Source organism: Falsiroseomonas sp. CW058 (assembly GCF_050563535.1).
Lineage (GTDB): Bacteria > Pseudomonadota > Alphaproteobacteria > Acetobacterales > Acetobacteraceae > Falsiroseomonas.
Genome location: NZ_JBNXUO010000031.1, coordinates 1 through 23102 on the forward strand (window position 1 = coordinate 1; position 23102 = coordinate 23102).

The 23102-nt window shown below is 71.6% G+C and carries 25 protein-coding genes; 1 reads left to right on the top strand and 24 read right to left on the bottom strand.

Annotation, left to right across the window (positions count from 1 at the left end):
* The 8 genes from ACK8OX_RS20235 to ACK8OX_RS20270 form a co-directional block, all read right to left on the bottom strand.
* Nucleotides 1-310 (bottom strand): EexN family lipoprotein (locus tag ACK8OX_RS20235; protein ID WP_430666052.1); only part of this gene is annotated, 310 nt, incomplete at its 3' end.
* A complete protein-coding gene (locus ACK8OX_RS20240; protein WP_430666053.1) occupies nucleotides 307-1008 on the bottom strand; it encodes a type IV secretion system protein in 702 nt (233 codons plus the stop codon). The genes ACK8OX_RS20240 and ACK8OX_RS20235, both read right to left, overlap by 4 nt.
* Entirely contained in the window at nucleotides 1005-3386 is a 2382-nt protein-coding gene (locus tag ACK8OX_RS20245) for a type IV secretion system protein VirB4 (protein WP_430666054.1), read from the bottom strand. Before ACK8OX_RS20245 ends, ACK8OX_RS20240 begins: the two co-directional genes overlap by 4 nt.
* Entirely contained in the window at nucleotides 3379-3744 is a 366-nt protein-coding gene (locus tag ACK8OX_RS20250; RefSeq protein ID WP_430666055.1) for a VirB3 family type IV secretion system protein, read from the bottom strand. The genes ACK8OX_RS20245 and ACK8OX_RS20250 overlap by 8 nt, the downstream gene beginning before the upstream one ends.
* Before the next feature lie 2 nt (nucleotides 3745-3746).
* Nucleotides 3747-4043 carry a hypothetical protein gene (locus ACK8OX_RS20255; RefSeq protein ID WP_430666056.1) on the bottom strand — a complete coding sequence of 99 codons (297 nt, stop codon included), beginning with the start codon at nucleotides 4041-4043 and terminating at the stop codon, nucleotides 3747-3749.
* Nucleotides 4040-4690: a hypothetical protein gene (locus ACK8OX_RS20260; protein ID WP_430666057.1), complete on the bottom strand. Its 651-nt coding sequence runs from the start codon at nucleotides 4688-4690 to the stop codon at nucleotides 4040-4042. Before ACK8OX_RS20260 ends, ACK8OX_RS20255 begins: the two co-directional genes overlap by 4 nt.
* A 33-nt stretch (nucleotides 4691-4723) precedes the next feature.
* A complete protein-coding gene (locus tag ACK8OX_RS20265) occupies nucleotides 4724-5143 on the bottom strand; it encodes a hypothetical protein (protein ID WP_430666058.1) in 420 nt (139 codons plus the stop codon).
* A gap of 450 nt (nucleotides 5144-5593) precedes the next feature.
* Entirely contained in the window at nucleotides 5594-6268 is a 675-nt protein-coding gene (locus ACK8OX_RS20270; RefSeq protein WP_430666059.1) for a hypothetical protein, read from the bottom strand.
* A gap of 348 nt (nucleotides 6269-6616) precedes the next feature.
* On the opposite strand from ACK8OX_RS20270, the gene ACK8OX_RS20275 reads away from it, so the two are divergent.
* Nucleotides 6617-7483: a DUF932 domain-containing protein gene (locus ACK8OX_RS20275; RefSeq protein WP_430666060.1), complete on the top strand. Its 867-nt coding sequence runs from the start codon at nucleotides 6617-6619 to the stop codon at nucleotides 7481-7483.
* 106 nt (nucleotides 7484-7589) lie between these two features.
* Here the strand turns inward: ACK8OX_RS20275 and ACK8OX_RS20280 are convergent, their stop codons facing one another.
* The 16 genes from ACK8OX_RS20280 to ACK8OX_RS20355 form a co-directional block, all read right to left on the bottom strand.
* Nucleotides 7590-8216 (bottom strand): SCO family protein, encoded by a 627-nt coding sequence (locus ACK8OX_RS20280; protein ID WP_430666061.1) that lies wholly within the window; start codon nucleotides 8214-8216, stop codon nucleotides 7590-7592.
* Between the two features lie 2 nt (nucleotides 8217-8218).
* A complete protein-coding gene (locus tag ACK8OX_RS20285; protein WP_430666062.1) occupies nucleotides 8219-8695 on the bottom strand; it encodes a copper chaperone PCu(A)C in 477 nt (158 codons plus the stop codon).
* Nucleotides 8696-9133: 438 nt separating this feature from the next.
* Nucleotides 9134-9544 (bottom strand): M23 family metallopeptidase, encoded by a 411-nt coding sequence (locus ACK8OX_RS20290; RefSeq protein WP_430666063.1) that lies wholly within the window; start codon nucleotides 9542-9544, stop codon nucleotides 9134-9136.
* A 595-nt stretch (nucleotides 9545-10139) separates the two neighbouring features.
* Nucleotides 10140-13418 carry an efflux RND transporter permease subunit gene (locus ACK8OX_RS20295; protein ID WP_430666064.1) on the bottom strand — a complete coding sequence of 1093 codons (3279 nt, stop codon included), beginning with the start codon at nucleotides 13416-13418 and terminating at the stop codon, nucleotides 10140-10142.
* Between the two features lie 30 nt (nucleotides 13419-13448).
* A complete protein-coding gene (locus tag ACK8OX_RS20300; RefSeq protein WP_430666065.1) occupies nucleotides 13449-14690 on the bottom strand; it encodes an efflux RND transporter periplasmic adaptor subunit in 1242 nt (413 codons plus the stop codon).
* On the bottom strand, nucleotides 14687-15979 hold the full coding sequence (locus ACK8OX_RS20305; RefSeq protein WP_430666066.1) for a TolC family protein: 1293 nt from the start codon (nucleotides 15977-15979) through the stop codon (nucleotides 14687-14689). The genes ACK8OX_RS20300 and ACK8OX_RS20305 overlap by 4 nt, the downstream gene beginning before the upstream one ends.
* A gap of 502 nt (nucleotides 15980-16481) precedes the next feature.
* Nucleotides 16482-16838, bottom strand: a complete 357-nt coding sequence (locus ACK8OX_RS20310) for a hypothetical protein (RefSeq protein ID WP_430666067.1) — start codon at nucleotides 16836-16838, stop codon at nucleotides 16482-16484.
* Between the two features lie 282 nt (nucleotides 16839-17120).
* Nucleotides 17121-18089 (bottom strand): acyltransferase family protein, encoded by a 969-nt coding sequence (locus tag ACK8OX_RS20315; RefSeq protein WP_430666112.1) that lies wholly within the window; start codon nucleotides 18087-18089, stop codon nucleotides 17121-17123.
* 58 nt (nucleotides 18090-18147) lie between these two features.
* Nucleotides 18148-18810 (bottom strand): thioredoxin domain-containing protein, encoded by a 663-nt coding sequence (locus ACK8OX_RS20320; RefSeq protein ID WP_430666068.1) that lies wholly within the window; start codon nucleotides 18808-18810, stop codon nucleotides 18148-18150.
* Complete coding sequence (gene lspA, locus ACK8OX_RS20325) at nucleotides 18807-19307, bottom strand: signal peptidase II (protein WP_430666069.1); 501 nt, start codon at nucleotides 19305-19307, stop codon at nucleotides 18807-18809. The genes ACK8OX_RS20320 and lspA overlap by 4 nt, the downstream gene beginning before the upstream one ends.
* The gene (locus ACK8OX_RS20330) at nucleotides 19304-19876 is read right to left on the bottom strand and encodes a DedA family protein (protein WP_430666070.1); all 573 of its coding nucleotides are present in this window, start codon (nucleotides 19874-19876) and stop codon (nucleotides 19304-19306) included. Before ACK8OX_RS20330 ends, lspA begins: the two co-directional genes overlap by 4 nt.
* Entirely contained in the window at nucleotides 19876-20598 is a 723-nt protein-coding gene (locus tag ACK8OX_RS20335; protein ID WP_430666071.1) for a cytochrome c biogenesis CcdA family protein, read from the bottom strand. Before ACK8OX_RS20335 ends, ACK8OX_RS20330 begins: the two co-directional genes overlap by 1 nt.
* Nucleotides 20595-22169 carry an apolipoprotein N-acyltransferase gene (lnt, locus tag ACK8OX_RS20340; protein ID WP_430666072.1) on the bottom strand — a complete coding sequence of 525 codons (1575 nt, stop codon included), beginning with the start codon at nucleotides 22167-22169 and terminating at the stop codon, nucleotides 20595-20597. Before lnt ends, ACK8OX_RS20335 begins: the two co-directional genes overlap by 4 nt.
* The gene (locus ACK8OX_RS20345) at nucleotides 22166-22336 is read right to left on the bottom strand and encodes a hypothetical protein (RefSeq protein ID WP_430666073.1); all 171 of its coding nucleotides are present in this window, start codon (nucleotides 22334-22336) and stop codon (nucleotides 22166-22168) included. The genes lnt and ACK8OX_RS20345 overlap by 4 nt, the downstream gene beginning before the upstream one ends.
* Nucleotides 22333-22797: a copper chaperone PCu(A)C gene (locus ACK8OX_RS20350; RefSeq protein ID WP_430666074.1), complete on the bottom strand. Its 465-nt coding sequence runs from the start codon at nucleotides 22795-22797 to the stop codon at nucleotides 22333-22335. The genes ACK8OX_RS20345 and ACK8OX_RS20350 overlap by 4 nt, the downstream gene beginning before the upstream one ends.
* Nucleotides 22794-23096, bottom strand: coding sequence for a zf-TFIIB domain-containing protein (locus tag ACK8OX_RS20355; RefSeq protein WP_430666075.1), 303 nt, complete (start codon nucleotides 23094-23096; stop codon nucleotides 22794-22796). Before ACK8OX_RS20355 ends, ACK8OX_RS20350 begins: the two co-directional genes overlap by 4 nt.
* Between the last annotated feature and the right edge of the window lie 6 nt (nucleotides 23097-23102).

The following is a 23102-nucleotide window of genomic DNA, read 5'->3' on the forward strand; positions in this document are numbered from 1 at the left end:
CACGGTCGGCGTTCCGCGTGCGCGGCCACGGCTGGAACTCCGGCCGCAGCGGGACCGGCGGGAAGACGGGCTGGCCGTTCGGGCCTCGGCGTGCCGGCGCGCCCAGCTCCTCCCGCGTGCCGGCCAGCTCGGCGTTTTGGCACTCCCTCGTCTTGGCCAGGGCCACGTCATCGTGGCACCGCTGCAGCCACGCGCGGCGCGCCTCGGGGTGCGCCCTGAACCAGGGGATGTCGTAGGGCTCCGCCTGGGCGGGCGGCGCGCCGGTGAGGCCCCCGAGGATCATGGCGGCAGCCAGGAGGCGGCGGCTCATCGCAGCGTGTCCGTGACCGGGCTGGTGTTCTCGTAGAGCGTCCGCGCGCTCTCCCAGCGCTGCTGCTCGGCCCGCTGCCGCTCGACCCTCTCCTCGGTCGCCAGCATCAGCTGCACCTGCGCGATCTGCGCCTTGTGGTGCTCGATGTTCTGCTGCTCGACGGCGAGCGCGCCGTTTACGGCGCTCACCTCCGTCACGTCCTGCGAGGCCGTGATGCGGTCGAGCAGGGAGGAGAGGCTGAGGACGCTCCGCTGCGAGGCCTCCAGCCCCGCCTGCCCGATGGCCCGGAAGTTCGCCGTCGCCAGCTCGCGGCGCTGCATCTCCTGCGCCCAGGGGCTGTCGACGCCGACGTCCGCGTAGCGGCCGAGGGCCAGCAGGCCGTTCGCCGCGCCATAGACGCTCCCCGCCCCCGACAGGAGGCCGACGACTTGGCCCGCCTCCGGCATGTAGGTGCGCGTCGCCCCGCCCAGCGCCGCGGCCACGCTGCTCACGTCGGTAGCGTGGGCGAGCGAGTTGTAGGTGGCCTCGAGCATCCGGTACTGGGCCAGCGCCTGCTGGAGCGCCCGCGCGGCCTCCGCGATGCGCGCCAGGTTGCTGGCGTTGTCGTAGACGGGGATGCCCTGGGCAGCCGCCGGCGGGGCGCCGGCGGCCAGCAGGGCGAGGGCGGCGGCCAGGGCCGCGGGTCGGATGGGCGTCATGGCTGGTCGGCCTCCCTGTGGCGGCGGCGGTACTCGGCGATCCAGGCGGCGGGATCCTCCCCGACCTCGGCCATGATCCGGTGCGCGAGCGCGCGCCGGCGCGGGTTGCCGGAGAGCACCGCGAGGTGGTCGGGGAGGGAGGAGAGGTCGGCGCGGGCGACGAAGCTGCCGCCCTCGCGCTTGACGAGGAACGTGCCCTTGCCCGCGGCGAGCATGCCCTCCCGCACCGCTTCGAGTTCGCCCTCGGTGCAGTGCAGCCCCTCGCGGTAGGCCTCGGCCTCGGCCGCCGGGTTCGGGAAAAGGAGCTTGGTCGGGCTGTTGGAGACGAGCGCCTGGCCGATCGGGTGTCGCAGGACCGCCTGGGGCTGCTGCATGGCCAGCCACAGCATCCCGTTGCCCTTGCGGAGGCGGGTGACGAAGCGCTCGAACCCCGCTGCGAAGCGGGCGTCCGGCAGGTAGGCCTGCGCCTCGTCCGCCAGCACGGCGCCGGGCACGCCGGTGCCCACGCGCTCGCCGATGCGGAAGAGCTGGTAGGCGGCCATCGGGGCGCGCACCGTCGCCGCGTCCTCGGCCAGCAGCTCGGAGTTGTCGATGCCAACGATGCCGGCATCGAGACGGATGCGGTCCTCCTCGCCGTCGAAAGCCCATCCGAGTGCCCCGCCGCGGCACCAGCGCGCGAGGCGCTCGCCGCAGCCGCCCTCGGCATGGTCGGCGAACTGGCGGAGCGCGGCGAAGCTGCGGATCTCCGGCCGGCGGCGGAGCAGGAAGGTGATGCCGCGGGCCAGCCGCTCGACCTGGCCGGGGGAGGGCATCGGCCCGCCGTCGCTCTGGATCAGGCCGAGCGTGAACTCCAGCAGCCAGGCGCGCGCCTCCGGCGTGTCGGGCAGCGCCTTGATGGGCGCCATGCCGGAGGGCTGGCCGCGCAGGATCCGGGTGTAGGCGCCCCCGCAGGCGCGCACTGTCAGCTCGTTGGAGCCGTCGGCGTCGAGGACGACCACGACACCACCCTCGGGCGCAAGCTGGGCCTCCATCAGGACCGCGCAGAGCGCGAGGATCACGGTCTTGCCGATGCCCGTCGGCCCGAAGAGCAGGGTGTGGCCCACCCCGTCCACATGCGGCTGGTAGTCGTGTGCCGTCGAGCCGGCCGTGCGGAGCCGGAGGAGGGGCGGGCCCCAGTGACCCCGGCCGCCGCCGCGCGGGAAGCCGAGCAGCGGCGAGAGGGAAGCGAAGTTGTAGCCGGATATGACGCCGTGCCGGCAGCGCAGCCAGGACGGCGCACCTGGGAGCTGGCCCCAGAAGGCCGGCTCGCTCCCCCAACTCTCCGGCACGACGGCGAGGCCGGCATTCACCAGGAGGGAGCGCATCTCCCCCGTGGCGGCGGCCAGCGCGGGATAGCTGTCGGCGTGGACGGTCACGCACCAGTGGTGGTCGCCGGACACGGTCCGCCCGCTGGCGACGTCGTCCATCATGTCGCCGAGCCCCTCGATCAGCGAGGCGGCGCGGTCACCGGCGTTCTCCATCTGCGTCTCGCGCAGCCCGAACCGGTCGGTGACCGAGGCGCGGGTGAGGAAGCCGAAACTGTTCGTCATCACCATGCGCCCGCCGAAGGCGGCGAGGCCGTCGAGCGCCCAGGGCGGCACCTTCTCGGGGTAGTCCCGGTAACCGAAGCTGCGGGCGAAGGCCGGGCCGCCCGACGCCTGGATCTCCACTCCGCCCCGGTCGCAGAGGGCGCGGTCGGTGTAGATCGCGCCGGCGAGCTTCCCGTCGGGCACCGGCACGGGCGCCCAGCGCGCGTACAGCACGAGGCGCATGGCCTCCGCGATCTCGGAGAAGGCGATGCCGCGCTCCAGCCGGATGCCGAGGCGGCGCGGGCCGTAGTCCGGCAGGGCGCGGAGGAGGGTGGCGCAGCGGTCCTCGACCTCCGCCACGACCGCCTCGTCGCGCTCGGCCGTCTTGCCCAGGGCACGGCGCAGGAGGCCCGTGACCCGGCCTGGGCGCACCAGGACCGTGACGAACCACTCGCGGGCCAGCAGGCCGGGGGAGATAGCAGCGTGGTAGTCGCGCGCCAGCGCCTCGGCATAGGCGCTGCGGAAGCGGCCGAGCGGGAAGGGTTCGACGCGGTCGTGGCAGACCAGGTGCTCGTAGATCATCACGCCTGCGCCGGCGAGCGAGCGGTAGACGGCGTGGCGCCGGCGCCGCTCCGCGTAGCGGCCGTCCTCGTCGAGGAGGCCGAGCGCCTTGCCGTCGAAGCGGACGACGGCGAGATGCGTGCCGTCCTCGAGAATGCAGACCTCGTCGGCCACGTGCCGGTCGATCGTCAGGTACTCGTCGGCCGGCTTGTCGCGGAAGGTCAGCCGCTCGCGGATCTCGTCAAGCACGGCGCATCCCCCTGGCACGCGCGGGCAGCCGGAGGGGGAGGGGGCTGCGGGTCGAGGCTCCCTCCCAGGCGCCGCGGTCGAGGGCGAGGCCGCCGGTGCGAAACCAGCCCAGCAGCACGTCGATGCCGTAGAGGTCGTGGGCGACCGTGAAGCGGGCGAAGACCCAGGCGGGGCCGGTGACGGTCACCGCCCAGACCAGCCCGCTCCAGCCGGTGACGTTGATCCAGACGAGGTAGCCGAGCAGCAGGAGGGCAACGGCGAGCAGCACGGGGAGGCCGAGCAGCATGGCGGGCCTGGTTGCGCCGACATGCAGCGTGTCCTCCATCTCCCGCCGCTCCGCCTCGGTCCGCGCCGCCATGGTCAGACGCCGAACATGCCGGCGACGACATCGCGGTTGGCGAAGAGCAGGCCGCCGCCGGCGACGGCGCAGACGATGCCGACGCTGAAGCGCATCAGCAGGAACAGGATGGCGAGCGCGATGATGCCGGCGTTGATGAGGCCGCGCGCATAGGTCGTGACGAACCACTGGACGATGGTGTCCGCCGTCTGCGCGTGCGCCATCGCCGGCACGAGGGCGAGCGCGAGGGCGATCGCCAGCACCTGGCGCTGCTGGGGGTCGAGCTGGAGCAGGCGGAGGTTCGGGAGCTTGGTCTTCACCGGATGATCTCCACGACGAGGCGCGAGGGTTCGAGTGGACCGCCCGCCGATGCGGCCTCGGGTTCATCGGGGGGAGGAGGGGAGGGCGCCGGCTGCGGCGGCGCGGGCACGGCCCAGACGTCCCAGCTCTCCGGCGGGGCGGGCGGGGCCGAAGGCGGCGCCTCCGCCGCGAGCGCGCCGCGCATCCGCTCGGCGCCGGCGGTCACGCGGCGCGCATAGACGACCGTGCGGGGAGGGGCGTCGGCGACGCGGCCGCTGTTGAACCGCCGCGCGGCGGCGTCGTGCAGGTCGGCGGCGTAGTGCGCCGCGCCGGCGCGCATGTTGGCGCAGGGCTCGAGCGCGGTGGCGATCGTCAGGCCGTGGCGGCGCCAGTTCGCACGGTGGGTGATCTGGAACCAGCCGATGCCGAGGGTGTGGCCGCGCGCGTCGCGCTCCGTGGCGATCCGCAGTGCCTCCTCGCGGGTGGCCGGGAAGAGGCTCTCCCCCGTCGCCTCGTCACGGATGGCCAGTGGCCGGAAGCCGCTCTCCTGCTCGGCGACGGCGGCCAGATAGGGCAGGAGCGGCGCGTGCTCCGGCGGCAGGCAACGCGGGTCGCGTGCGATGCAGGCGAAGAGGGCAAGCCCGGCCAGTGCTTCGCAGCCGGTCATCGGACGGCCTCGCGAAGGAGGCCGGTGCTTCCGTCAGATGGCCGGCTCGGCCTCGTCGTCGTGGTCGCCGTCGGCTGGCGGCGCGCTTCCGAGGACTTCGGCAGGCGCCGGGTCAACGCCACCCCCGTTCTTGCCCCGGGGTGCCGGCGGAACGCCGAGGGCGTGCGCCACGGCGCGCACGCGGCGGAGCTTCGGGTCGGCGGCGTCGAAGACGGTGACGCCGTCCACCCAGCCGAGATCGCGAAGCAGACGAAGGAGGCGGCCGAACTCGCGGTAGCGCCGCTCGCCGCCGCGCCAGCGTGAGATCCGGTAGTACCCGCGGCGCCAGGAGAGGAGCAGGAACGGGGTGTATTCGAGGGTGTCGTCGGCCGTCCGCACGACGACGATGACCCCCGTGATGCGCTCGCCGCCGCGCAGCTTCGCGCGCAGCTCGCCCTCTCCGATCTCTCCCACGCTTCCCCCGCGCCCCGCGCGGGACCGGAGGTTACGCCGGCTTTGCTGGGCTGCGAAACGGGCCACGGCGCCCGCCGAGGGGCACGCCCCGCTATCTGGCCGGCCTGCCTAGCGTCCAGAACAGAAAGGCGAAATCCGCAAATCGCTCTCATGTCGAGCCTGCCGGCGCCGGGTGACGCCTCGCAAGGCTACGTGCAGGATTCCGTCCGCCGCAAGCCTGAGTTGTATACGATGTCGTGAGGGAGGGTCGAAAATACAGGCAAAATCGGTCGCTAAAGCGGAATGGAGTTGGGTTTTGCCTGGATTCGTTGATCCGGAGCACGGAGTTGCCAGCGTCCGCAACGCGGCTTCAGGCCCGACCGCAGGCCGACCAACTGTGTAGACTGTCTCAACAGTGGTGTTGCGGGTAGGCCCGCGACCGAAGCGAAAATGACAGGCCTGTGAAAGCCGTCATTCCGCTGCCTTCCGCGTCGAAGCTCCGCGGCGGCTGGTCCGGGCCGGCCCGGCACGCCCCGAATCCTCCCGGGCAAGTGGCAGCGGCATTGCCGGACCGGAGTTGCTTCTTCCGCCAACCGACACCGGCTCGACCTCGATCGGTACCGGCCAGAAGCACTCCACCGCGCCCTCCTCACCTCGGAGCGCGAGGAAGACGACGCGCGCCACTTCGCCGCCCTCGCCGGTCTCGACGGCGAGGCGGAACATCAGCCCCTCCGACCCGCCCGCGTCGCCAAGGGCCAGCGCGAGCTGCTGCGCCTCGCTCTCCTGCTGGCGGAGCGTGCGCTTCGAGGGATCCTCTGCGTCGCCGCGGAAGAAGCGCACCGGCACGCCATCAATGAGAAAAACGAAATGGTGCGTGTGATCGAGCACGCCGAGCCAGCGGTAGCGCCCACCCTCAGCCGCCTGGCGTAGCCGGTTGCGGGAGAAGGAGTAGGCGCGGCAACCGATGGACCAGGCGTCGTCGCCGGCCCACGGGTCGGCCATGGCGACCGCATCGGCGCGGCCGCGCGCGAGCAATCGCGCGCAGGCCGACAAGCGCTCCGCGGTCAGTGCGGGGTGCAGGTCCCAAGGCAAGCGGCTGGCACCCGTTGCCACACCACTCGCCACATCGTTCCTGCCCTCGTTCATGCAAGGCGCAGTATCGCCGTCGCCGCGGCAGCCTCCAAGGCCTTCCCGCTGTCTCGCTGGAGCCATGCGCGGCATGGCTCCTCCCGCTGAGCCGGCGCACTGAAACGGCACTCTCGCCGCGGACGCGGCGTCGTGCGGGGCACCACGGGGCGCCGCCCCGAGGTTCCCCTCGGCACGCGGCCTACGGCGCGGCAGGACCCCTCGCTCGCATGGCCCAGGGGCCACGCTCCCTCCGGGGCCCGGCCGCGCCCGCCCGCATGCCACCCCTCCTTCCCCGGTCTCGCCGACGGGCAGGGAAGCAGCGGGGCTGCTTCCCGCTGCGAGAGGCAAGAGAAAGGGCTAGACACCATGTCGTTCATCGGCCGCACCACCATCCTCCGCCCCGACGGCATCACCCCCCTTACCGACGAGGACATCCGCCGCGTGGCGCCCTCCGCCTTTGCTGGGGAGGCGCACGAGAGCCGCAGCGCGCGCTACGCCTACATCCCGACCGCCGACGTCATCCGCGGCCTCCGCGACGCCGGCTTCCTGCCGATGGCGGCAGGTCAGGCCCGCACCCGCGACGCGGGGCGGCGCGGGCACACGAAGCACCTGCTCCGCTTCCGTCACGCCGACGCACAGCCGCTGGCGGAACGGCGCGTGGGGCAGACCTTCCCCGAGATCGTGCTGCTCAACTCGCACGACGGCACGAGCGCTTACCGCGTCATGTCCGGCGTGTTCCGGCTGGTGTGCCTCAACGGCATGATCGTGGCCGACCGGGAGGGCGCGGAGGTGCGCGTGCCGCACAAGGGAGATGTCGTGCGGCAGGTGGTCGAGGGCAGCCTCGCCGTGCTCGACGACGCGCGCCGCGCGCTGGAGGCGGCGGAGGCGTGGCAGGGGGTGACGCTGACGCGTGACGAGCAGCGCGCCTTCGGCGAGGCGGCGCGGACCTTGCGCTTCGGCGACGCCGAGGGGCGGACCGAGACGCCGATCACGGCCGAGCAGCTGCTCGCGCCGCGGCGGGCGGAGGACGCCGGTGACGACCTCTGGCGCACCTTCAACCGGGTGCAGGAGAACGCCGTCCGCGGCGGGCTGACCGCGTGGGGCCGCGACGCGCAGAACCGGCCGCGGCGGGTGACCTCGCGCGAGGTGACGGGCGTTGACGGCGACGTGCGGCTGAACCGGGCGCTCTGGACCCTCACCGAGCGCATGGCTGAGCTGAAGGGCACGGCCTGAACTCTACCGGGCGGGCGGGGCTCCGGCCCCGCCCCCTCGGCAACTTCGGACCCATCTGGGGGAGCGGATCGCACGGGATCATCGAGCCGTCCGACACCGCATTACCCTACGCCGGACCAGCGCCGGCAAGCATGCGCAGCTTTTCCAGCGCCGTTGCTTCGCTCTCCTTGTAGTCCACCGTTCCCGCGAAGCGTCCGGCGGCGTCGAGCAGGAAGATGCTCGCCGAGTGGTCCATGGTGTAGCCGCCGCCCTCCAGCGCCACACGGCGGTAGTAGACGCGGAAGGATCGCGCCGCCTGCTCGACCTGCGCCTCGGTGCCGGAGAGGCCGAGGATGCGGCGATCAAAGGCCTCCAGGTAGGCGGCCATCGTCTCCGGCGTGTCGCGGCTGGCATCCACGCTGACGAAGAGCCAGTGGATGCGGTCCGCGGCGGGGCCGAGCGCCTCGATGAGGCTCGTCATCTCGGCGAGCGTCGTCGGGCAGACATCCGGGCAGTGTGTGAAGCCGAAGAAGATCGCGACCGGCTTGCCGCGGAAGTCCGCTTCCGTCACCGCGCGGCCGCGGTGATCGGTCAGCGCGAAGGGGCCGCCGATCGGCAGGCTCGCCGGCCCGCTCGCCACGCGGCGGTCGCCGAGCGGGCCGTCGGTGACGAGCCAGCCACCGGCGGTCGCCAGCAGCAGGAAGCCCAGGACGGCAACGCCGCCCCAGGCCGCCCATCGTATCGCGCGCAGCATCCTCAGTGCCCGTGTGGCGCGGCGTCACGCGCGCCGGCGGCGGCGACTTCGAGGTCCACGGTCACCTCGCCGGCCCGCTCGAAGCGCAGCGTGACGGGCACGTTCTCGCCCTGCGCGAAGGGGCCGGCCGGGCCGATCAGCATGAGGTGGGTGCCGCCCGGCCGCAGCCAGGCCGTGCCGCCGGGCGGGATCGCGATGCCGCCGGCGAGAGGGCGCATGCGCATCACGCCGTCGGTCATCGTCATCTCGTGGATCTCGACGCTCCGCGCCCGCGGCGAGCTCGCGGCGACCAGCCGGTCAGGTTCGGTACCGCCGTTGCGGAGCGACATGTAGCCCGCGGCGGTCGGCGCGGCGGCGCCGATGGCGCGCGTCCAGGGATGGCCGATGGCGATGTCGCCGGCGCGGTAGTCGTGTGCGGCGGCGGGGAGCGCGGGCAGCAGCGCGCCGGCCACGGCCGCGCGCAGGAGGGAACGACGCATGAGGAGAACTCCGGGACGAAGGTGGCGGCCGGCGGGATCGCCGGCGGGTTCAGCCGATCGTCGGGGAGGGAGGCGGCGCGCGGGCCGGCGGCGGGCCGCGCGGCGGTGGCAAGCTTGCATCCGCGAGGTGCGATGCGGGCGGGGCAGCCAACGGCCAGGGGGCCGGCGCTGCCAGGGCTGGCGCCGCGGCGGGCGTCGCGAGGGGGTCCGCGTCCGGCAGGCGGCACAAGGGGCAATGGCCGGCAGCCTCCGCGGCAGGGGCGTCCGGCGCATCCGGTGCCGGCAGGCCGGAGGGGAGGCAGAGGCTCGCCCGAACCGTGGCGTCGAACGCCGCGCGCTCTGCCGCTGCCATCGCCGCCAGCGGCGTGACCAGCCGGGCGAGGATCGCCAGCGCGAGGAGGGCCGCGACCGGCCCTCGCAGCTCGGCGAGGAGGCGCCTCACCGCTCCGGCGCCTCCGCGACTTCGAGGTATTCCGCGCAGGCGGTGCGGGTCAGCCACGGCCAGGGATCCACGGGCCGGCCGTGCCGGCGCAGCTCGACATGCAGGTTCGGCCCCGTCGTGCGGCCGGTGCGGCCGAGGATGCCGATGTCCTGCCCGGCGCGGATGCGATCGCCGGCCGAGAGGCCCGGCGCGAACCGGGCCAGATGGGCGTAGCGGGCACGGCTGCCGTCAGGGTGCTCGATCTCCACCATCAGGCCATAGTCGAAGAACCGGCCGACGAAGGTGGCAACCCCGCCCGAGGCGGCGCGGACCGGCGAGCCGATCGGCGCCCGGATGTCGGCGCCGCTGTGGCCCCGCCCGCCTCGCGCCGCGCCGAAGGCCGAGGATTTCTCGCCAGCCACCGGCATGCCGATCGGGCAGGGCGCGGCCAACGTGCGCCCTGGAGTGAGCATCAGGGCTGCGCTCAGTCCCGCCGCGCAAATTGCAACCTGCCCACGCATGCAGGCTTGATGCCAGCCGGAGCAGCCGGGGGCAACCTCTGATCCCGTGAATGATCGCGTGTCATCCGACGCTCTGACGTTCGATGCTCGCCGTTTGGAAGCCGCAAGCGCCCAAGGCCGCCCGCAGGTCAGGCGTCGCATCGCCTGACTTGATGAGCATGCTGGGCCGGCGGAGAACCACGCGGGATGCGGAAGGTCCCGTGCCGATGACTTCGTACTCGAGGCGCAGAGACGTCACGGCCCGCCGGATGCCGCTCGTCGAGTACGCTGTGACCGTGGCGCGGCGCTCGGCTGGCCATATGTTCGGCACAGCCTGCAAATTGGCTCGCAGCACGTGGTCGGTAAGGCAAGCGGCAACATCCTGATACGTGCCTCCTGCCTCCATCACTGCCGCTGGTTGCTCCGTCCGCAAGGCATCGAGACGGCTCTGCCCCACACCGGCGCAGCCCAGGAGGCCAGCCCCGGCGAGCGTAACCAAGATGATCCTTCTCATGACCATGCCTCACTTTGCCATCGCCGGCTCCCGCGCAGGCGTCGGCGGACGGTGCTGGCGGGTGTCGGACAACGTCGAAAAGGATGTGGGTGAAGCGCTCGGTGGTTTGCCGAAGCGGACCAGCAGCGCGGGCAGCACCACCAAGGTCAGCACCGTCGCGCTGATCAGGCCTCCGATGACAACCGTGGCAAGGGGACGCTGCACCTCGGCACCTGTCCCGGTTGCGAGCGCCATTGGCACGAAGCCGAGAGCAGCGACGAGCGCGGTCATGACGACTGGCCGCAACCTGGTCAGCGCCCCTTCGATGATGGCCTCGCGCCAGGGTCGCCCCTCTCCCGCAAGCTCGCGGATGTAACTCACCATCACCAAGCCGTTCAGGACGGCCACGCCTGAAAGGGCAATGAAGCCCACCGCTGCAGAGATCGAAAACGGCATATCACGCAGCCAGAGAGCGAAGATGCCGCCGGTCAGCGCCAGCGGCACACCACTGAAGACGACCACGGCATCTCGCCAGGATCCAAGCGCCGAGAAGAGCAGCAGCAGGATCAGGGCAAAGCAGGCCGGAACGACGATCGCAAGCCGTTGCCGCGCTGCGACGAGGTTCTCGAACTGCCCGCCCCACTCGGTCCAGTATCCTGGCGGCAGCCGGACCTCCTGAGCGATACGCGCCTGAGCCTCTGCGACCACCGACCCAATGTCGCGCCCACGGACATTGGCCTGTACTACGACGCGGCGTTTCCCATTCTCCCGGCTGACCTGGTTTGGCCCCTCCGTAACCCGGAAGCTGGCCACCTCCCGCAGCGGCACCATCTGGACCCCGCGGGCCCCAGCCGGCAGCGGCACGGGAAGGTTCCGCAGAGCATCCAAGTCCGATCGCTGGGCATCCGGGAGCCGAACGACGATGTCGAAGCGGCGATCGCCCTCGAACACCAATCCGGCCTCGCGACCACCAATGGCGATCGCCACTGCATCCTGCACGTCCGCCACCGACAGCCCCCGCCGCGCCGCCGCGGCCCGGTTCACCCGGATGTCAAGGAAGGGCAGGCCGGAAACCTGCTCCACGCGCACATCCACCGCACCAGGTGTCGCCCGGAGGATCGCCGCCGCGCGTTCGGCGGCCTCGAGCATCGGTTCGAACTCGTCGCCAAATATCTTGACCGCGATATCGCCGCGAACGCCGGCGATGAGCTCGTTGAAGCGCATCTGGATCGGCTGCGTGAACTCATATGCGTTTCCCGGGAGCCGGGAGACGGCCTCCTCGATCCGTGTCACGAGCTCCGCTTTCGACATGCTCGGGTTCGGCCACTGCTCCTGCGGGCGCAACATGATGAAGGTGTCGGAGATGTTCGGCGGCATCGGGTCTGTCGCAATCTCCGCCGTGCCCGTTTTGCTGAAGACGAAAGCCACCTCGGGAAAGCGGCTGATGGTCCGCTCCACGACCGACTGCATCGCCTGGGATTGGGTCAACGAGGTGCTCGGCACCCGCAGCGCCTGGACGGCGAGGTTCTTCTCGTCGAGGGTCGGGATGAACTCCTGGCCCAGGCGCGCGAAGAGAGCCAGCGATGCGCCAAAAAGAAGGGCCGTGGCGAGGATGACCGGAATCGGCGCCGCCGTTGCTCCCCGCAACGCCGGGCGGTAGCCAGCTTTAAGGGCCAGGACCGCCCGGTTCTCCTTCTCCGTCACCCGCCCGCCGACGAAAATGGCGATCGCCGCCGGGACGAAGGTCAGCGAGAGCACGAAAGCGGCGACGAGCGCGATGATCACCGTCAGCGCCATCGGCGTGAACATCTTCCCCTCGACGCCGCTGAAGGTCAGCATCGGGAAGTAGACCAGGATGATAATCGCCTGACCGTATAGGCTCGGCTTCACCATCTGCTTGGCGGCTGCCGCGACCGTCTCCAGCCGTTCGGCTAAGCTGAGCGTTCGCCCCTCCTCGTGCTGGCGCTCAGCAAGCCTCCGCAAGGCGTTCTCGGTGATGATCACCGCACCGTCCACGATCAGGCCGAAGTCGAGCGCGCCGAGGCTCATGAGGTTCGCGCTGATGTGCCCGCGAAGCATGCCGGTGGCGGTAAGCAGCATCGTGATCGGGATGACCGCGGCCGTGACCAGAGCGGCCCGGATGTTCCCGAGCAGGAGGAAGAGCACGGCAATGACGAGAAGCGCACCCTCGGCGAGGTTCTTCGACACCGTCGCGATGGTGGCATCCACCAGCACCGTGCGGTCGAGCACGGGGCGGATACGCACACCGGGCGGCATGGCGCGGTTCACCTCCGCAACGCGGGCCGCGACGGCGGCCGCGACGGTGCGGCTGTTCTCGCCGATCAGCATCAGCGCCGTGCCGATCACCACCTCCTCGCCGTTCAGGCTGGCGCTGCCGGTTCTGAGCTCCCGCCCTACTGCCACGGTGGCAACGTCGCGGATCCGGATGGGGACGCCTTCTCGGGAGGCGACGGGGATGGCCTCGATCTCCTCCATGCTGCCGACCCGTCCATCAGCGCGGACCGCATAGGCTTCGCCGCCGCGCTCCAAATAGCCCGCGCCGACGCTGGCGTTGTTGCGCTCCAGCGCGTTCACGACGTCCTGGAAGGTGAGGCCGAGTGCGACAAGGCGGGCCGGGTGCGGCTGCACGTGATATTGCTTCTCGTAGCCGCCAATGCTGTCGACGCCGGCCACACCGCGCACCGTGCGCAGCTGCGGGCGGATCACCCAGTCCTGGAGGGTCCGAAGGTATGCTGCGCGTCGGAAGTCATCCGTGAGGCGCTCGCCCTCGGGCGTGAGATAGCTGCCATCTGTTTGCCACCCGGGCTGTCCGTCCCGCGGTGCTGGCCTTGCCGGATCGCCCTCGGGGGCGAACTCGACGGACCACATGTAGATCTCGCCGAGCCCGGTGGAGATCGCTCCCATCTTCGGCTCGACGCCTGCAGGCATGCTCTCGCGCGCCGTGGCGAGCCGCTCCAGCACCTGCTGGCGGGCGAAATAGATGTCGACGCCGTCATCGAAGACTGCCGTCACCTGGCTGAAGCCGTTCCGCGAGAGCGATCGGGTCGACCTCAGTCCGGCGATCCCCGCCATCGCGTTCTCGATTGGAAAGGTGACCTGGCGCTCGACCTCCACCGGCGACAGGGAGGGTGCGACGGTGTTGATCTGCACCTGATTGTTGGTGATGTCAGGTACGGCGTCGATGGGCAGTCGTGTCAGTGCCATCGCACCCACCACGACGGCCAAGGCAGTCAACAGGACAACGACCCAGCGGTGCTGCACCGACAAGGTCAGGATGCGATCGATCATGCTCAGTGCGTCCCCTGGCCGGCTCGGGCGTCAGTGCGCATGGGAGTGGGCTGCCTCGCCGCGTGCGAGCTGGGCCTTTAGGACGAAGGAGTTTGCGGTCGCCACAACGTCGCCGGGATCGAGGCCGAAGACCACCTCCGAGACCCTCTCGTTGCCACGCCCAAGCACCACCTCGCGGCGCTCGAAGCCGCGCTCGGTCCGAACGAACACGACGTTCTCGCCCTTGATCGTCTGGATCGCCTCGCGCGGCACGACGATCTCAGCCTCTCCGCCGCTGGCAGCGATCACCGCCACGGCAAAGGTGCCTGGCCGCCAATGCCCTTCGGCATTCGGCAGCGTCGCCACCACCCGCGCCGCGCCGGTTTCTTGGTCGACGACGGGGCTGACGAAGGCGATACGCCCCCTGCCGGAAACGTCGCCGCCAGTTGGCGGCGTCACCGTCACCTCCTGACCTTCCCGGACATAGATCAGGTCATCGGGCCGTACAGGGAGCTCGACCCAGACCTGCGAGAGGTCGGCAATGGTGAACAGCTCCGCCTCGGCGCCGACCGCGGCGCCTGTTTCGGCGCGACGCGCGATCACCCGTCCGGCAATCGGCGCACGAACCTCGTGTCTCCGCAGGAATGCGGCGGCGCCGTTGCCTGCCGCCAAGAGGGCCGAAACCTCAGCCTCACCAAGTCCGAGCGCCACCAGCCGCTGGCGTGCCAAGTCGAGCCGAACACGCGCCTCATCAGCCTCGGCCCGGGCTTTCAGGTAGTCCTGCTCAGCCGAAACCCGCCGCTCCCAGAGCCGTCGCTCGCGCTCAAGGGTCGTCCGGGTCAGGGCCTCCTGGCGTGCCGCCGCGAGGAGGTCGGCTTTTGCCTCCGCCATCTCACGACTCTCGATCACGGCCAGCACGTCACCGGCCGCGACTTGGTCGCCCAGGCGCCGGCGAAGCTCAGCGACAGTGCCGGTGACGCGCGCTGGAACGCGCACTAGCCGATCCTGATCGGCCCCGAGGGTGGCTGGCACGGTGACGAGGCGATCGATGGCGCCGGGTCCGACAGCAGCGGTCCGGATTGCGGCCGCCTCGATTTGGTCGGAGGAGAGCTCGATGAGTCCGCCCTCCTCCTGATGCTCCTCGCCGCCATGGCCTGCACCAGCGGGAGCAGCCTGCCCCTGGGCCGCCTGTGGGGCCACGAAGGTGCGGATGGCGCCGGTGACCTCAGGCGATACGACGCCGACCGCGAGGCCTGCCGCAAGCCCGGTCGACAGGAGGAGGATACGTTTCATCGAGGGTCTCCCTGTCGCTGATCCCGGGGCGGCAGCCGGCCAGCGAGCCGTTCGACTTCCGCCCGGCGGGCGTGGACGTCGTTGAGGGCTGCGTTGAGCTGGAGCCGGGCCTCGGTGAAGGTGCGCTGGGCGTCGAGTGCTTCCAGAAGGCTGAAGCGGCCAGCGGCATAACCCTCGCGCGCAAGCGCCTGCGCCTCGCGGGCTGCCGGCAGCACCACCCGCCGGGTGGATTCGACCTCTCGCCAGGCAAGATCCAGGCGGCGCACCGCATCGGTCAGCGATGCCGTCAGCGCGAGCGCCGCCTGCTGCGCCTCAGCCTCCGCCCGAGCCAGATCCGAGCCCGCACGCTCGATAGCACCACGGTTGCGGTCGAAGACGGGGATCGGCAGTGAAAGGCCGACCACCGCCGCCGTGTCGCGGCTATCCTGAAACTGCCGCACGCCCGCGCGTAGCGTGGGGTTCGGTAAAGCATTGGCGCGCTCGGCGGAGAGCGCCGCCCGGACGCGCGCGACCTCGGCCTGTTGCCGAGCGAGGTCGGGGCTGCTTCCGGCTGCAGGCGGAGCGATGGCTCCCGGCGCCGGTCCGATGGTCTCGAACCAGGCGTTGTCGGCGGCGACGTCGATCGTGGGGACACCGAGCAGCGTAGCGAGGGCGCGGCGTGCAGAATCAATCTCGCGCTCTGCACGCTCGATAGCGATGCGGGCGCTCGCCTGGGCAACTTCGGCTCGTCGAAGCTCCACCAGAGGGTCGCGTCCTGCTGTCATGCGAGCCTGGGTGGCGCGCACCACTTCACCCGCCAGCCGCAGCCGCTCACGCTCGACCTCTGCGTTGCGGGTGGCGGTGACAAAGGCGGCATAGCCGATGGTGATGTCGCGCTTCAGCTCAAGACGGGCTACCTCGAGTTCCCGGCGGGCGACCTCCAAGCCCGCCTGCGCGGAGCCGATCCGGGCGGTGCGCGCCCCATTCACCTCCAGCAGCTGCGCGACGCCAACGGTCGTTTCGAGGGAGCGAGTGCCTCGGTAGGGACCGGAGCCTCCGATGTTCTCGGCGTCCACCGAGAGCTCCGGGTTGGGATAGACGCCGGCTTGCCGCAACTCACCCTGTGCTGCCGCAATCCGGAGCTCGGCGGCACGGATCGTCGGTGACCTGGATTGTGCGGCCTCGAGAAGCGCGTTCAGGGCCGCGCCTGGACGCAGCGCTTCGGCACCAGCTTGCGGCAGCGCGGCCGCACGACGCCGGGCCGGCGCCCCATCCTGGGCGAGAGCAGGGGTTATGGTGGCGGCCTGCAAGAGGGCCGCCAGGATTGGCAGACAAGGGGAGCGCATGAGCCCAAAACCGGCAAACAGGTTGCATCATGGGCGTCCGCGAGAAGCGGAGCCCGGGCAGTACGGTCCTGTGTCGGTCAGGCCCTGGGTGGGCGCTTCAGGGGTGAAGGGGGAGACGATGGCCCGGCATTCTCGTGCCATCCGGAGAGCGGGGGGGACGGCCGGATCGATGCGAGGACGCGCGTGGCCTGCGGAGCAGGCGCTTGGCAATGGTGGGCGCAGGAGAGGTCATGCGCGCGCAGGCCCGGCACCTCCGGTCTGCTATCGGCCGGGTCATCCGCCATCCAGGCAGCCACACCGAAATCAGGATTGCCTGTTGTTGCGGTCGAGGGCCATGTGGCGACCAGCGCCGGGAGCAGGATGGCAAGCATGCACAGGCGGAGCAGGACACGCCGTGCCCACCCCGTCCTGCCCCTCCTGCCATGGCCCACTGCCGTCACCAGCGTCTCGTTGCTGAACCGGCGTTTCAGCGTGCCTGATCGACTGAGAAGCGAGCCCGGCCTACCTCGGCACCCCCAGTGCCGCGCAGCGTCACCGTAGCGCGGACACGGCCGTCCACGGGAAAGTCCAGCCGCGCCGCGAGGCGGTTCTCACCGGCCGGCGCCATGTCAACACTCCGCTGATCGTTCCCGCGCGCGAGCACGACAGCCGTCGCACGGAACTGCCCCGCATCGACCGGACGGTCCTGATCGTCGAGGATATAGAGCTGGATCTGACCACCACGGGCCACGAACTCGACCTCGTATGCGCCGATCTTCTGGACCTGACCGCCATGGCTGGCATGCGCGTGCGCCCCCTGCGCCAGCGCAGACCCTGCGCTCATGGACGTCAAAAGCAGACTCCACAGCAGCCGACGAGAAATCACGCGAAAGCCTCCATCAGAAGAAGGTTCAAAGGCTTGAGAGGTTCAGCAAGCATCTCGCACCGCGTACACGCCTCTAACGCAAAACCTCGTACCCTTTTATTACAAAATTGAAATACATGTATCGCCGAGGCGCCAGCGATTGGTTAGTCCGTCTCCGAAGCAGATTTAGGCGTAAGCCAAGAGCACCGCTTTCCGAGATGGATGCTATCTCTGCGCCCCTATGCATAAGATGGTGCTCTGTCAATTGGTGAGGCGGTCCAGAACCGGAATGCGGCGGAACAAAACCACCTTCGCCAGAACGGGCCCGAGCAGACCTGCGGCGAAGAGGGTCGGTGCGAAGAAGAAGAAGTTCGCCCCGTCCCACGTTCCGAACACCTCGAACATGACCGCCTTGGTGAAGCCGATGGTGACCGTGTTCAGCAGGTAGATCACGAAGGCATACGCCCCGAGCCACGCCCAGATCCGTTGACGTGCGACGGCGGGATGGCGCGCCAGCGCGTGCAGCGCCGGCATCGAGAGGAGGCCCGCCACCAGCATCCGGAGATCCGGCGGGACGCCCGGCATCAGTACGAGGCCGAGCGAGGCGAGGAACGCCAGCAGGAAGGCGCCGCGGTGCCGGTCCACGACGGCGAGCCAGGCTGGCAGGCAGGTGCCGGCCACCAGCCCGGCGGCGAAGAACACCGCGTAGCCCGCGACGCGGTCGAGATAGGCGATCGGCGGCACCGGCAGGGCGAAGAGCAGCAGCGCGAGCGCCACCGCCGGCGCGACGCTCCCGCCGGAGAGGCGTACCAGAGGCGGCAGGGCGGCCGCGTAGACGAAGGCCACGAAGACGTACCAGACGGTGAGCGACGGGCTGCGCGATGTGTCCCAAAGCAGCCCGAGCAGGGCCGTGCCGGCATCCTCGGGCGCGTTGTCCACGTGCAGGAACGGGGCGAGCGCGAGCTTTCCCGCGACGACGAGCAGCCCCAGGGCAAAGAAGGGGACGAGCAGCCGGACGGCGCGTCGGCCAAGGTAGTCGCGGTACGCCTCGCCCGGACCGACCCGCAGCCCGCCCGTATGCGCCATCACGAGCCCGCCGAGGTAGAGGAAGGCCGGCATGTGGAAGGCGTAGATCGCTGCCCGCAGCGTGTCCCACCAGGCGTGCCCGGCCGGCGGCTCCCGCGCGACGACGTGGCCGAGCGCGACGAGGAGGATCACCATCCCCTTCATGCGGTCCACGTCGTCCAGGCGGGCGGCTGGCCTGGCTGGCGATCCGGACAACGGCCGCTCAGCCACGCGGCACCGCGCCGGCTGGCAGCAGGGGCCGGACGAGCTCGGAGAAGCGCTCGAAGGAGAGCACGCCGCGGTGCAGCCGCCCGCCGATGACGAAGGACGGCGTCGCGTCCACGCCGAACTGGCGCGTCCCCTCGAGCCGCGACTGGATGATCGGGTCGGTGAAGCCGCGGTCCGACCAGCAGGCCTCCAGCCGCTCCGCCGGCACGCCGGCGAGCGAGACGGTGCGCCGCAGCCAGGCGCGCGCGTCGGGGCTGTGCGCCCAGCTCTCCTTGTTGGCGTAGAAGGTGGAGATCAGCGCCTCGAACCGCTCCGGGCCGGCGCAATGCGCCGCCGCAGCGGCGTCGAGCGCCACGCGGTCGAGGGGGAAGTCGCGCAGGACGAAGCGCACGAGCCCCGGTTCGACGAAGGCGCGCTTCACCTTGGGGAAGATCTCGGTGTGGAAGCGGGCGCAGTTGCCGCAGGTGAGCGAGTGGTACTCGATCACCGTAACCGGCGCATCCTCCCGCCCGATGGTGCGCTCGCCCGGCAGCGGCCGGGGCGTGGCGTCGGTTGGCGGCGTCACCACGAAGGGCGGCTGCGCCTGCTGGGCGCGGGCGGCGGGGGCCATGGCGCCAGCGAAAAGGGCGAAGGTCGCGGTGCGGCGGGTGGTCTTCATAGGCTTTCTCCCGGCTTGATCGGATCGGAGGAGGTGGGGGCGGGCGCGCGCAGCCCCGCAAGCATCAGCAGCGCGACGCCGCAGACGATCGCGACGTCGGCGAGGTTGAAGGTCGGCCAGTGCCAGCCGCCGTAATGGGCGTCCACGAAGTCGGTGACCGCGCCCTGTCGCACCCGGTCGAGCACGTTCCCCAGCGCACCCCCGATGACGAGGCCGAGGCCGATAGCCTCCGCACGCAACCGCGTGCGCCACAGCCACCAGCCGAGGAAGCCGACGATCGCGAGCTTGATCGCGACGAGCAGCCACACGGCCTCGGCCGCGCTCTCGCGGAACATCCCGAAGGTGACTCCGGTGTTGAACCCGAGCCGCAGGTTCAGCACGGGCAGCAGCGTGATCCCCTCGCTGTAGGGCGGCCACAGCGCGGCCAACGCCCAGGCCTTGCTCGCCTGATCGAGGAGGATCGCGACAAGCGCGGCGAGCAGGCCCCAGCGCCTCATGCGATGCCCTCGCGGGTTCGGGCACCGCGCCAGGCAAGGCCGAGCATGACCAGCATCGCCACCAACAGGAGGGCGGTGACGGCACCTCCCCACCGGTCGAGCGCCCCGAGCATCGCGGCCCCGCCAAGCCAGCCCAAGCCGAGCATTCCGCCGCTCCAGATCGCGGCGCCCGCAAGGTTGAGCGGGGCGAAGCGCCGCCAGGACCAGCCGGCTGCGCCGAGTGGCAGCGCCCCGAGCGTGCGGCCACCTTTCGGCCAGCGGTAGAGCAGGACCCAGGCCGCCCCCCAGCGTTCCGCCGCGCGACGCGTGCGCTCGACCGCGCGGGACAGGCGAGGGCGTCCCGCGGAGAGGCGCGGCCCCAGCCATCGGCCGGCGTGGAACTTCGCCTCCTCGCCGAGGACGGTGCCGCCGAACAGCGCGACGGCGACGAGTCCGAGGTCGAGCACGCCGGCCGCCGCGGCGCCGGCTGCGAAGACCGGAAGCAACCCTGACTTCACCGCCGCATAGAGCGCCAGCGCCGGATAGACCCAGGCGCCCCAGCGCTCCACGAAGCCAAGCGCCATCTCCATCAGCCGAGCCTCGCGAGCCAGGGGAAGGTTTCGAGGAACCAGATGGCGAGGCGCGTGATCTCGCCGGTCGCGATCGCGATTCCGAAGGCCACCATGACCGCCCCGCTGCCGAGTTGCAGCGCTCGGCCGAGCCGCCCGAGGCGCCGCGCCCGGGCCATCGCCGCCGGCAGGTAGAAGGCGGCCAGCAGGAACGGCACGCCGAGGCCGAGGGCATAGGCGGCGAGCAGTCCCGCACCGGCGCCGGGGGTGAGCGCGGCGGCGGCCAGCACGCCGGCCAGCACCGGCCCGATGCAGGGCGTCCAGCCGAAGCCGAAGGCGACCCCGATCAGCGTCGCCGATGCCGGCCCGCCGCCCTCTGCCGGTGGGCGGAACCGCAGGTCGCGCATCAGGGGCGCGAGGCGCAGCAGGCCCATCTGGAGGAGGCCCATGGCCGCGATCAGCAGCCCGGCGGCGACCGTCAGCTCGTAGGACCAGCGCCGCAGCAGCCCGCCGACAGCGGTGGCGCCGAGCCCGAGGCCCACGAAGACGAGCCCGAAGCCGAGCACGAAGAAGGCCGAGAGCCGGAGCGCCCGCCAGCGCTCCACCCGCGCGGTCGCCAGGTCGGTGCCCGCCACCCAGGCGACGTAGCCCGGCACCAGCGGCAGCACGCAGGGCGAGAGGAAGGAGACCATGCCGCCGGCGAAGGCGAGGACCAGGCCGAAGAGGGAGAGCTCGAGCGTCATGCCGTCCGCCCGCGCGTCAGGACGACCCCGGCAAGCAGGAGGGCGAGCGTGGCGAGGAGCGGCGTGTCGCCGAACCGGCCATAGGGCGTCCCGTCCGGCAAGGCCGCCGGTAGGGGAGAGTCCAGAACGCCGCGCGCGCCGAGCGGCAGCCTAGCCCGCTCGCGCCCGAAGGCGTCGGTGACAAAGGAGATGCCGCCATTGGCGACGCGGATCATGGGCAGGCCGAGCTCCACGCTTCGCAGCCGGGCCGCGAGCGCGTGCTGGTGCGGCCCGGCCGAGGTGCCGAACCAGGCATCGTTGGTCACCGTCAGAAGCCACGCGGGCCCAGGACCGGCGGCCGGGAGGCGTCCAGGAAAGATCGCCTCGTAGCAGATCAGCACCAGGGCGGGCGGCAATCCCGGCACCGGCAGCGCGAGGGGCGGCGGTCCGGGCGAAAAGTCCACGGCGCCGTCGGTGAGCTTCGGCACGCCCGGCAGCCATTCGCGGAGCGGCACATACTCGCCGAAGGGTACGAGCCGGATTTTGTCATAGCCGTCGCTGGTGATCGCGCCGGTCTCGTCGAGCACGAGGACGCTGTTGCGCATGGCAGCCCGGGCCTGGAAGTCCGGCGCGCGCCGCACGGCGCCGGTGACGAGCGCGCCACCCGAGGGCACGGCCGTCGCCATAGCCGCGCGCACGGACGCCTCCTCGGCGACGAGGTAAGGCACCGCGGTCTCCGGCCAGATCACATGCGTCGGTGCGCCCGCCCTGCCCGGAGCGCGGCTGAGCGCGAGGAGCTCGCCGAGGATTCGCGCGCGTTCCTCCGGCGCCCATTTGAGCGACTGCGCCACATCCGGCTGCACGAGGCGGAGCCGCACATCCGGAAGGTCGGACGGCAGCGGCTGGCCCAGCCGGAGCGCGCCGAAGCCCCAGAGGCTCGCCACGCCGAGGACGGCGGCGAGCAAGGGCCAGAGGCGCCGTGCGGAAACGGCGAGGGCCGGCAGGGTGGCGATGAGGACCGTCGCGAGGCCGAGCCCGTGGATTCCGACCAGCGCGGCGAGTTGCAGCGGTGCGTCTGCGAAGCCCCAGGCATGGCCGGCGAGGTTCCACGGGAAGCCAGTCAGCACGGTGCCGCGCAGCCACTCGCCCGTGCTCCAGCAGGCGGCGAGGGCCGCCAGCAGCCGTCCTCCTCCCGTCTGCCCCGCCACTCCGCGCGCCGCCGCGAGCGCGATCGCGGGGAAGAGCGCCAGGCCGCCGGCGAGCGCAGCGAGCGCGGGCCAGGCGAGCGCGCCGAAGCGTTCCGCGTCCACCGAGAAGGCCTCGGTGATCCAGGACAGCCCGACCGCGAAGCTGCCCAGGCCGAACAGCCAGCCGAGCAGAAAGGCACCCCGGATCGAGGGCGTGCGCTCCAGCAGCAGGAACAGCCCACCGAGGCCGATGAACAAGGCCGGCAGCAGGTGCAGCGGCGCGAAGGCGAGCGGCGTCAGCAACCCAAGCCCGAGTGCGGAGGCGCCGCGCAGCAGCATGGCCCGGCGCTGCGGCCGGGTGGCCGCGTCGGCCGACGCAGGCAGCGTGTGGGAATGGGCGCTCACGGGCGGGCCGCCGGCCCGGCCTGCCGCAGCTCAAGCTGCCTGCCGACGCGCGCCATGCTGACGGTGTAGAACAGGCCGACGAGTGCGAGCAGGACCGCCAGGATCGCCAGCGACCGGCGCCGCCGTGCCGCATGGAAGCGGCGCCGCACTCCGTCCTCGCTGCTCAATGGTCGTGTCCGCGCAGCTGGACGGTGACCTCGCCGGCCCGCTCGAACCGGAGCACGACCCCGACGGCGGCGCCGGGGCCGAGCGGCTCGCGCAGGCCTGTCAGGGCAAGATGCGGCCCGCCGGGTTCCATCGTGAGCACGCCTCCGGCAGGGATCGGCAGGCCTTCCTCGGACCTGCGGAAGGCCGTGGCGGACGCGGGATCGCGCTCGCGCAGCTGCACCGTCTCGGCCTGCCGCGACCAGGCGCCGATCAGGCGATCCGGCAGCGGGCCGGTGTTGCGCACGACGACGAAGCCTTCCGTCGCCTGGGCATCCGCCGGCACGGCGCGCGCCCAGGCTCCGTTGATCACCAGGGTTCCTGCCCGAATGTCCTGCGCGGCCGCGACGCCCGATACCACCTGCCACGCGAGGAGGATGGCCGCGACGAGCCAGGGACGGGCAGGATGCAATCCGCCGCTCAATCGAAGATCTCCTTCAGCCAGGACTTGCGGCGCCCATGGCCGCCGTGGTGCCCGCCGCCATAGGAGCTGCTTCCGGGCGTGGCACCTGGCGCCCAGCCGCCGGCTGCCGGCGCGCTCCACGCCGACGGCGCGGCGGGAGGCCCCTGGGGCGCCGCGTCGGCGCGCTCGAGGATCTTGTCGAGCTCGCCGCGGTCGAGCCACACGCCCCGGCACTGCGGGCAGTAGTCGATCTCCACCCCGGCGCGCTCGCTCATCGTCAGGACGGTGCCGCAGCGCGGGCAGTCGAAGGGAACGGTCAACAAGGC

What these genes read in the sequence shown, in the direction of transcription:
- ACK8OX_RS20240 (WP_430666053.1), bottom strand. Translation starts at nt 1,008, where the DNA reads ATGACGCCCATCCGACCCGCGGCCCTGGCCGCCGCCCTCGCCCTGCTG.
- ACK8OX_RS20250 (WP_430666055.1), bottom strand. Translation starts at nt 3,744, where the DNA reads ATGGCGGCGCGGACCGAGGCGGAGCGGCGGGAGATGGAGGACACGCTG.
- ACK8OX_RS20260 (WP_430666057.1), bottom strand. Translation starts at nt 4,690, where the DNA reads ATGACCGGCTGCGAAGCACTGGCCGGGCTTGCCCTCTTCGCCTGCATC.
- ACK8OX_RS20270 (WP_430666059.1), bottom strand. Translation starts at nt 6,268, where the DNA reads ATGAACGAGGGCAGGAACGATGTGGCGAGTGGTGTGGCAACGGGTGCC.
- ACK8OX_RS20275 (WP_430666060.1), top strand. Translation starts at nt 6,617, where the DNA reads ATGTCGTTCATCGGCCGCACCACCATCCTCCGCCCCGACGGCATCACC.
- ACK8OX_RS20280 (WP_430666061.1), bottom strand. Translation starts at nt 8,216, where the DNA reads ATGCTGCGCGCGATACGATGGGCGGCCTGGGGCGGCGTTGCCGTCCTG.
- ACK8OX_RS20285 (WP_430666062.1), bottom strand. Translation starts at nt 8,695, where the DNA reads ATGCGTCGTTCCCTCCTGCGCGCGGCCGTGGCCGGCGCGCTGCTGCCC.
- ACK8OX_RS20290 (WP_430666063.1), bottom strand. Translation starts at nt 9,544, where the DNA reads ATGCCGGTGGCTGGCGAGAAATCCTCGGCCTTCGGCGCGGCGCGAGGC.
- ACK8OX_RS20295 (WP_430666064.1), bottom strand. Translation starts at nt 13,418, where the DNA reads ATGATCGATCGCATCCTGACCTTGTCGGTGCAGCACCGCTGGGTCGTT.
- ACK8OX_RS20300 (WP_430666065.1), bottom strand. Translation starts at nt 14,690, where the DNA reads ATGAAACGTATCCTCCTCCTGTCGACCGGGCTTGCGGCAGGCCTCGCG.
- ACK8OX_RS20310 (WP_430666067.1), bottom strand. Translation starts at nt 16,838, where the DNA reads ATGAGCGCAGGGTCTGCGCTGGCGCAGGGGGCGCACGCGCATGCCAGC.
- ACK8OX_RS20315 (WP_430666112.1), bottom strand. Translation starts at nt 18,089, where the DNA reads ATGAAGGGGATGGTGATCCTCCTCGTCGCGCTCGGCCACGTCGTCGCG.
- ACK8OX_RS20320 (WP_430666068.1), bottom strand. Translation starts at nt 18,810, where the DNA reads ATGAAGACCACCCGCCGCACCGCGACCTTCGCCCTTTTCGCTGGCGCC.
- lspA (WP_430666069.1), bottom strand. Translation starts at nt 19,307, where the DNA reads ATGAGGCGCTGGGGCCTGCTCGCCGCGCTTGTCGCGATCCTCCTCGAT.
- ACK8OX_RS20330 (WP_430666070.1), bottom strand. Translation starts at nt 19,876, where the DNA reads ATGGAGATGGCGCTTGGCTTCGTGGAGCGCTGGGGCGCCTGGGTCTAT.
- ACK8OX_RS20335 (WP_430666071.1), bottom strand. Translation starts at nt 20,598, where the DNA reads ATGACGCTCGAGCTCTCCCTCTTCGGCCTGGTCCTCGCCTTCGCCGGC.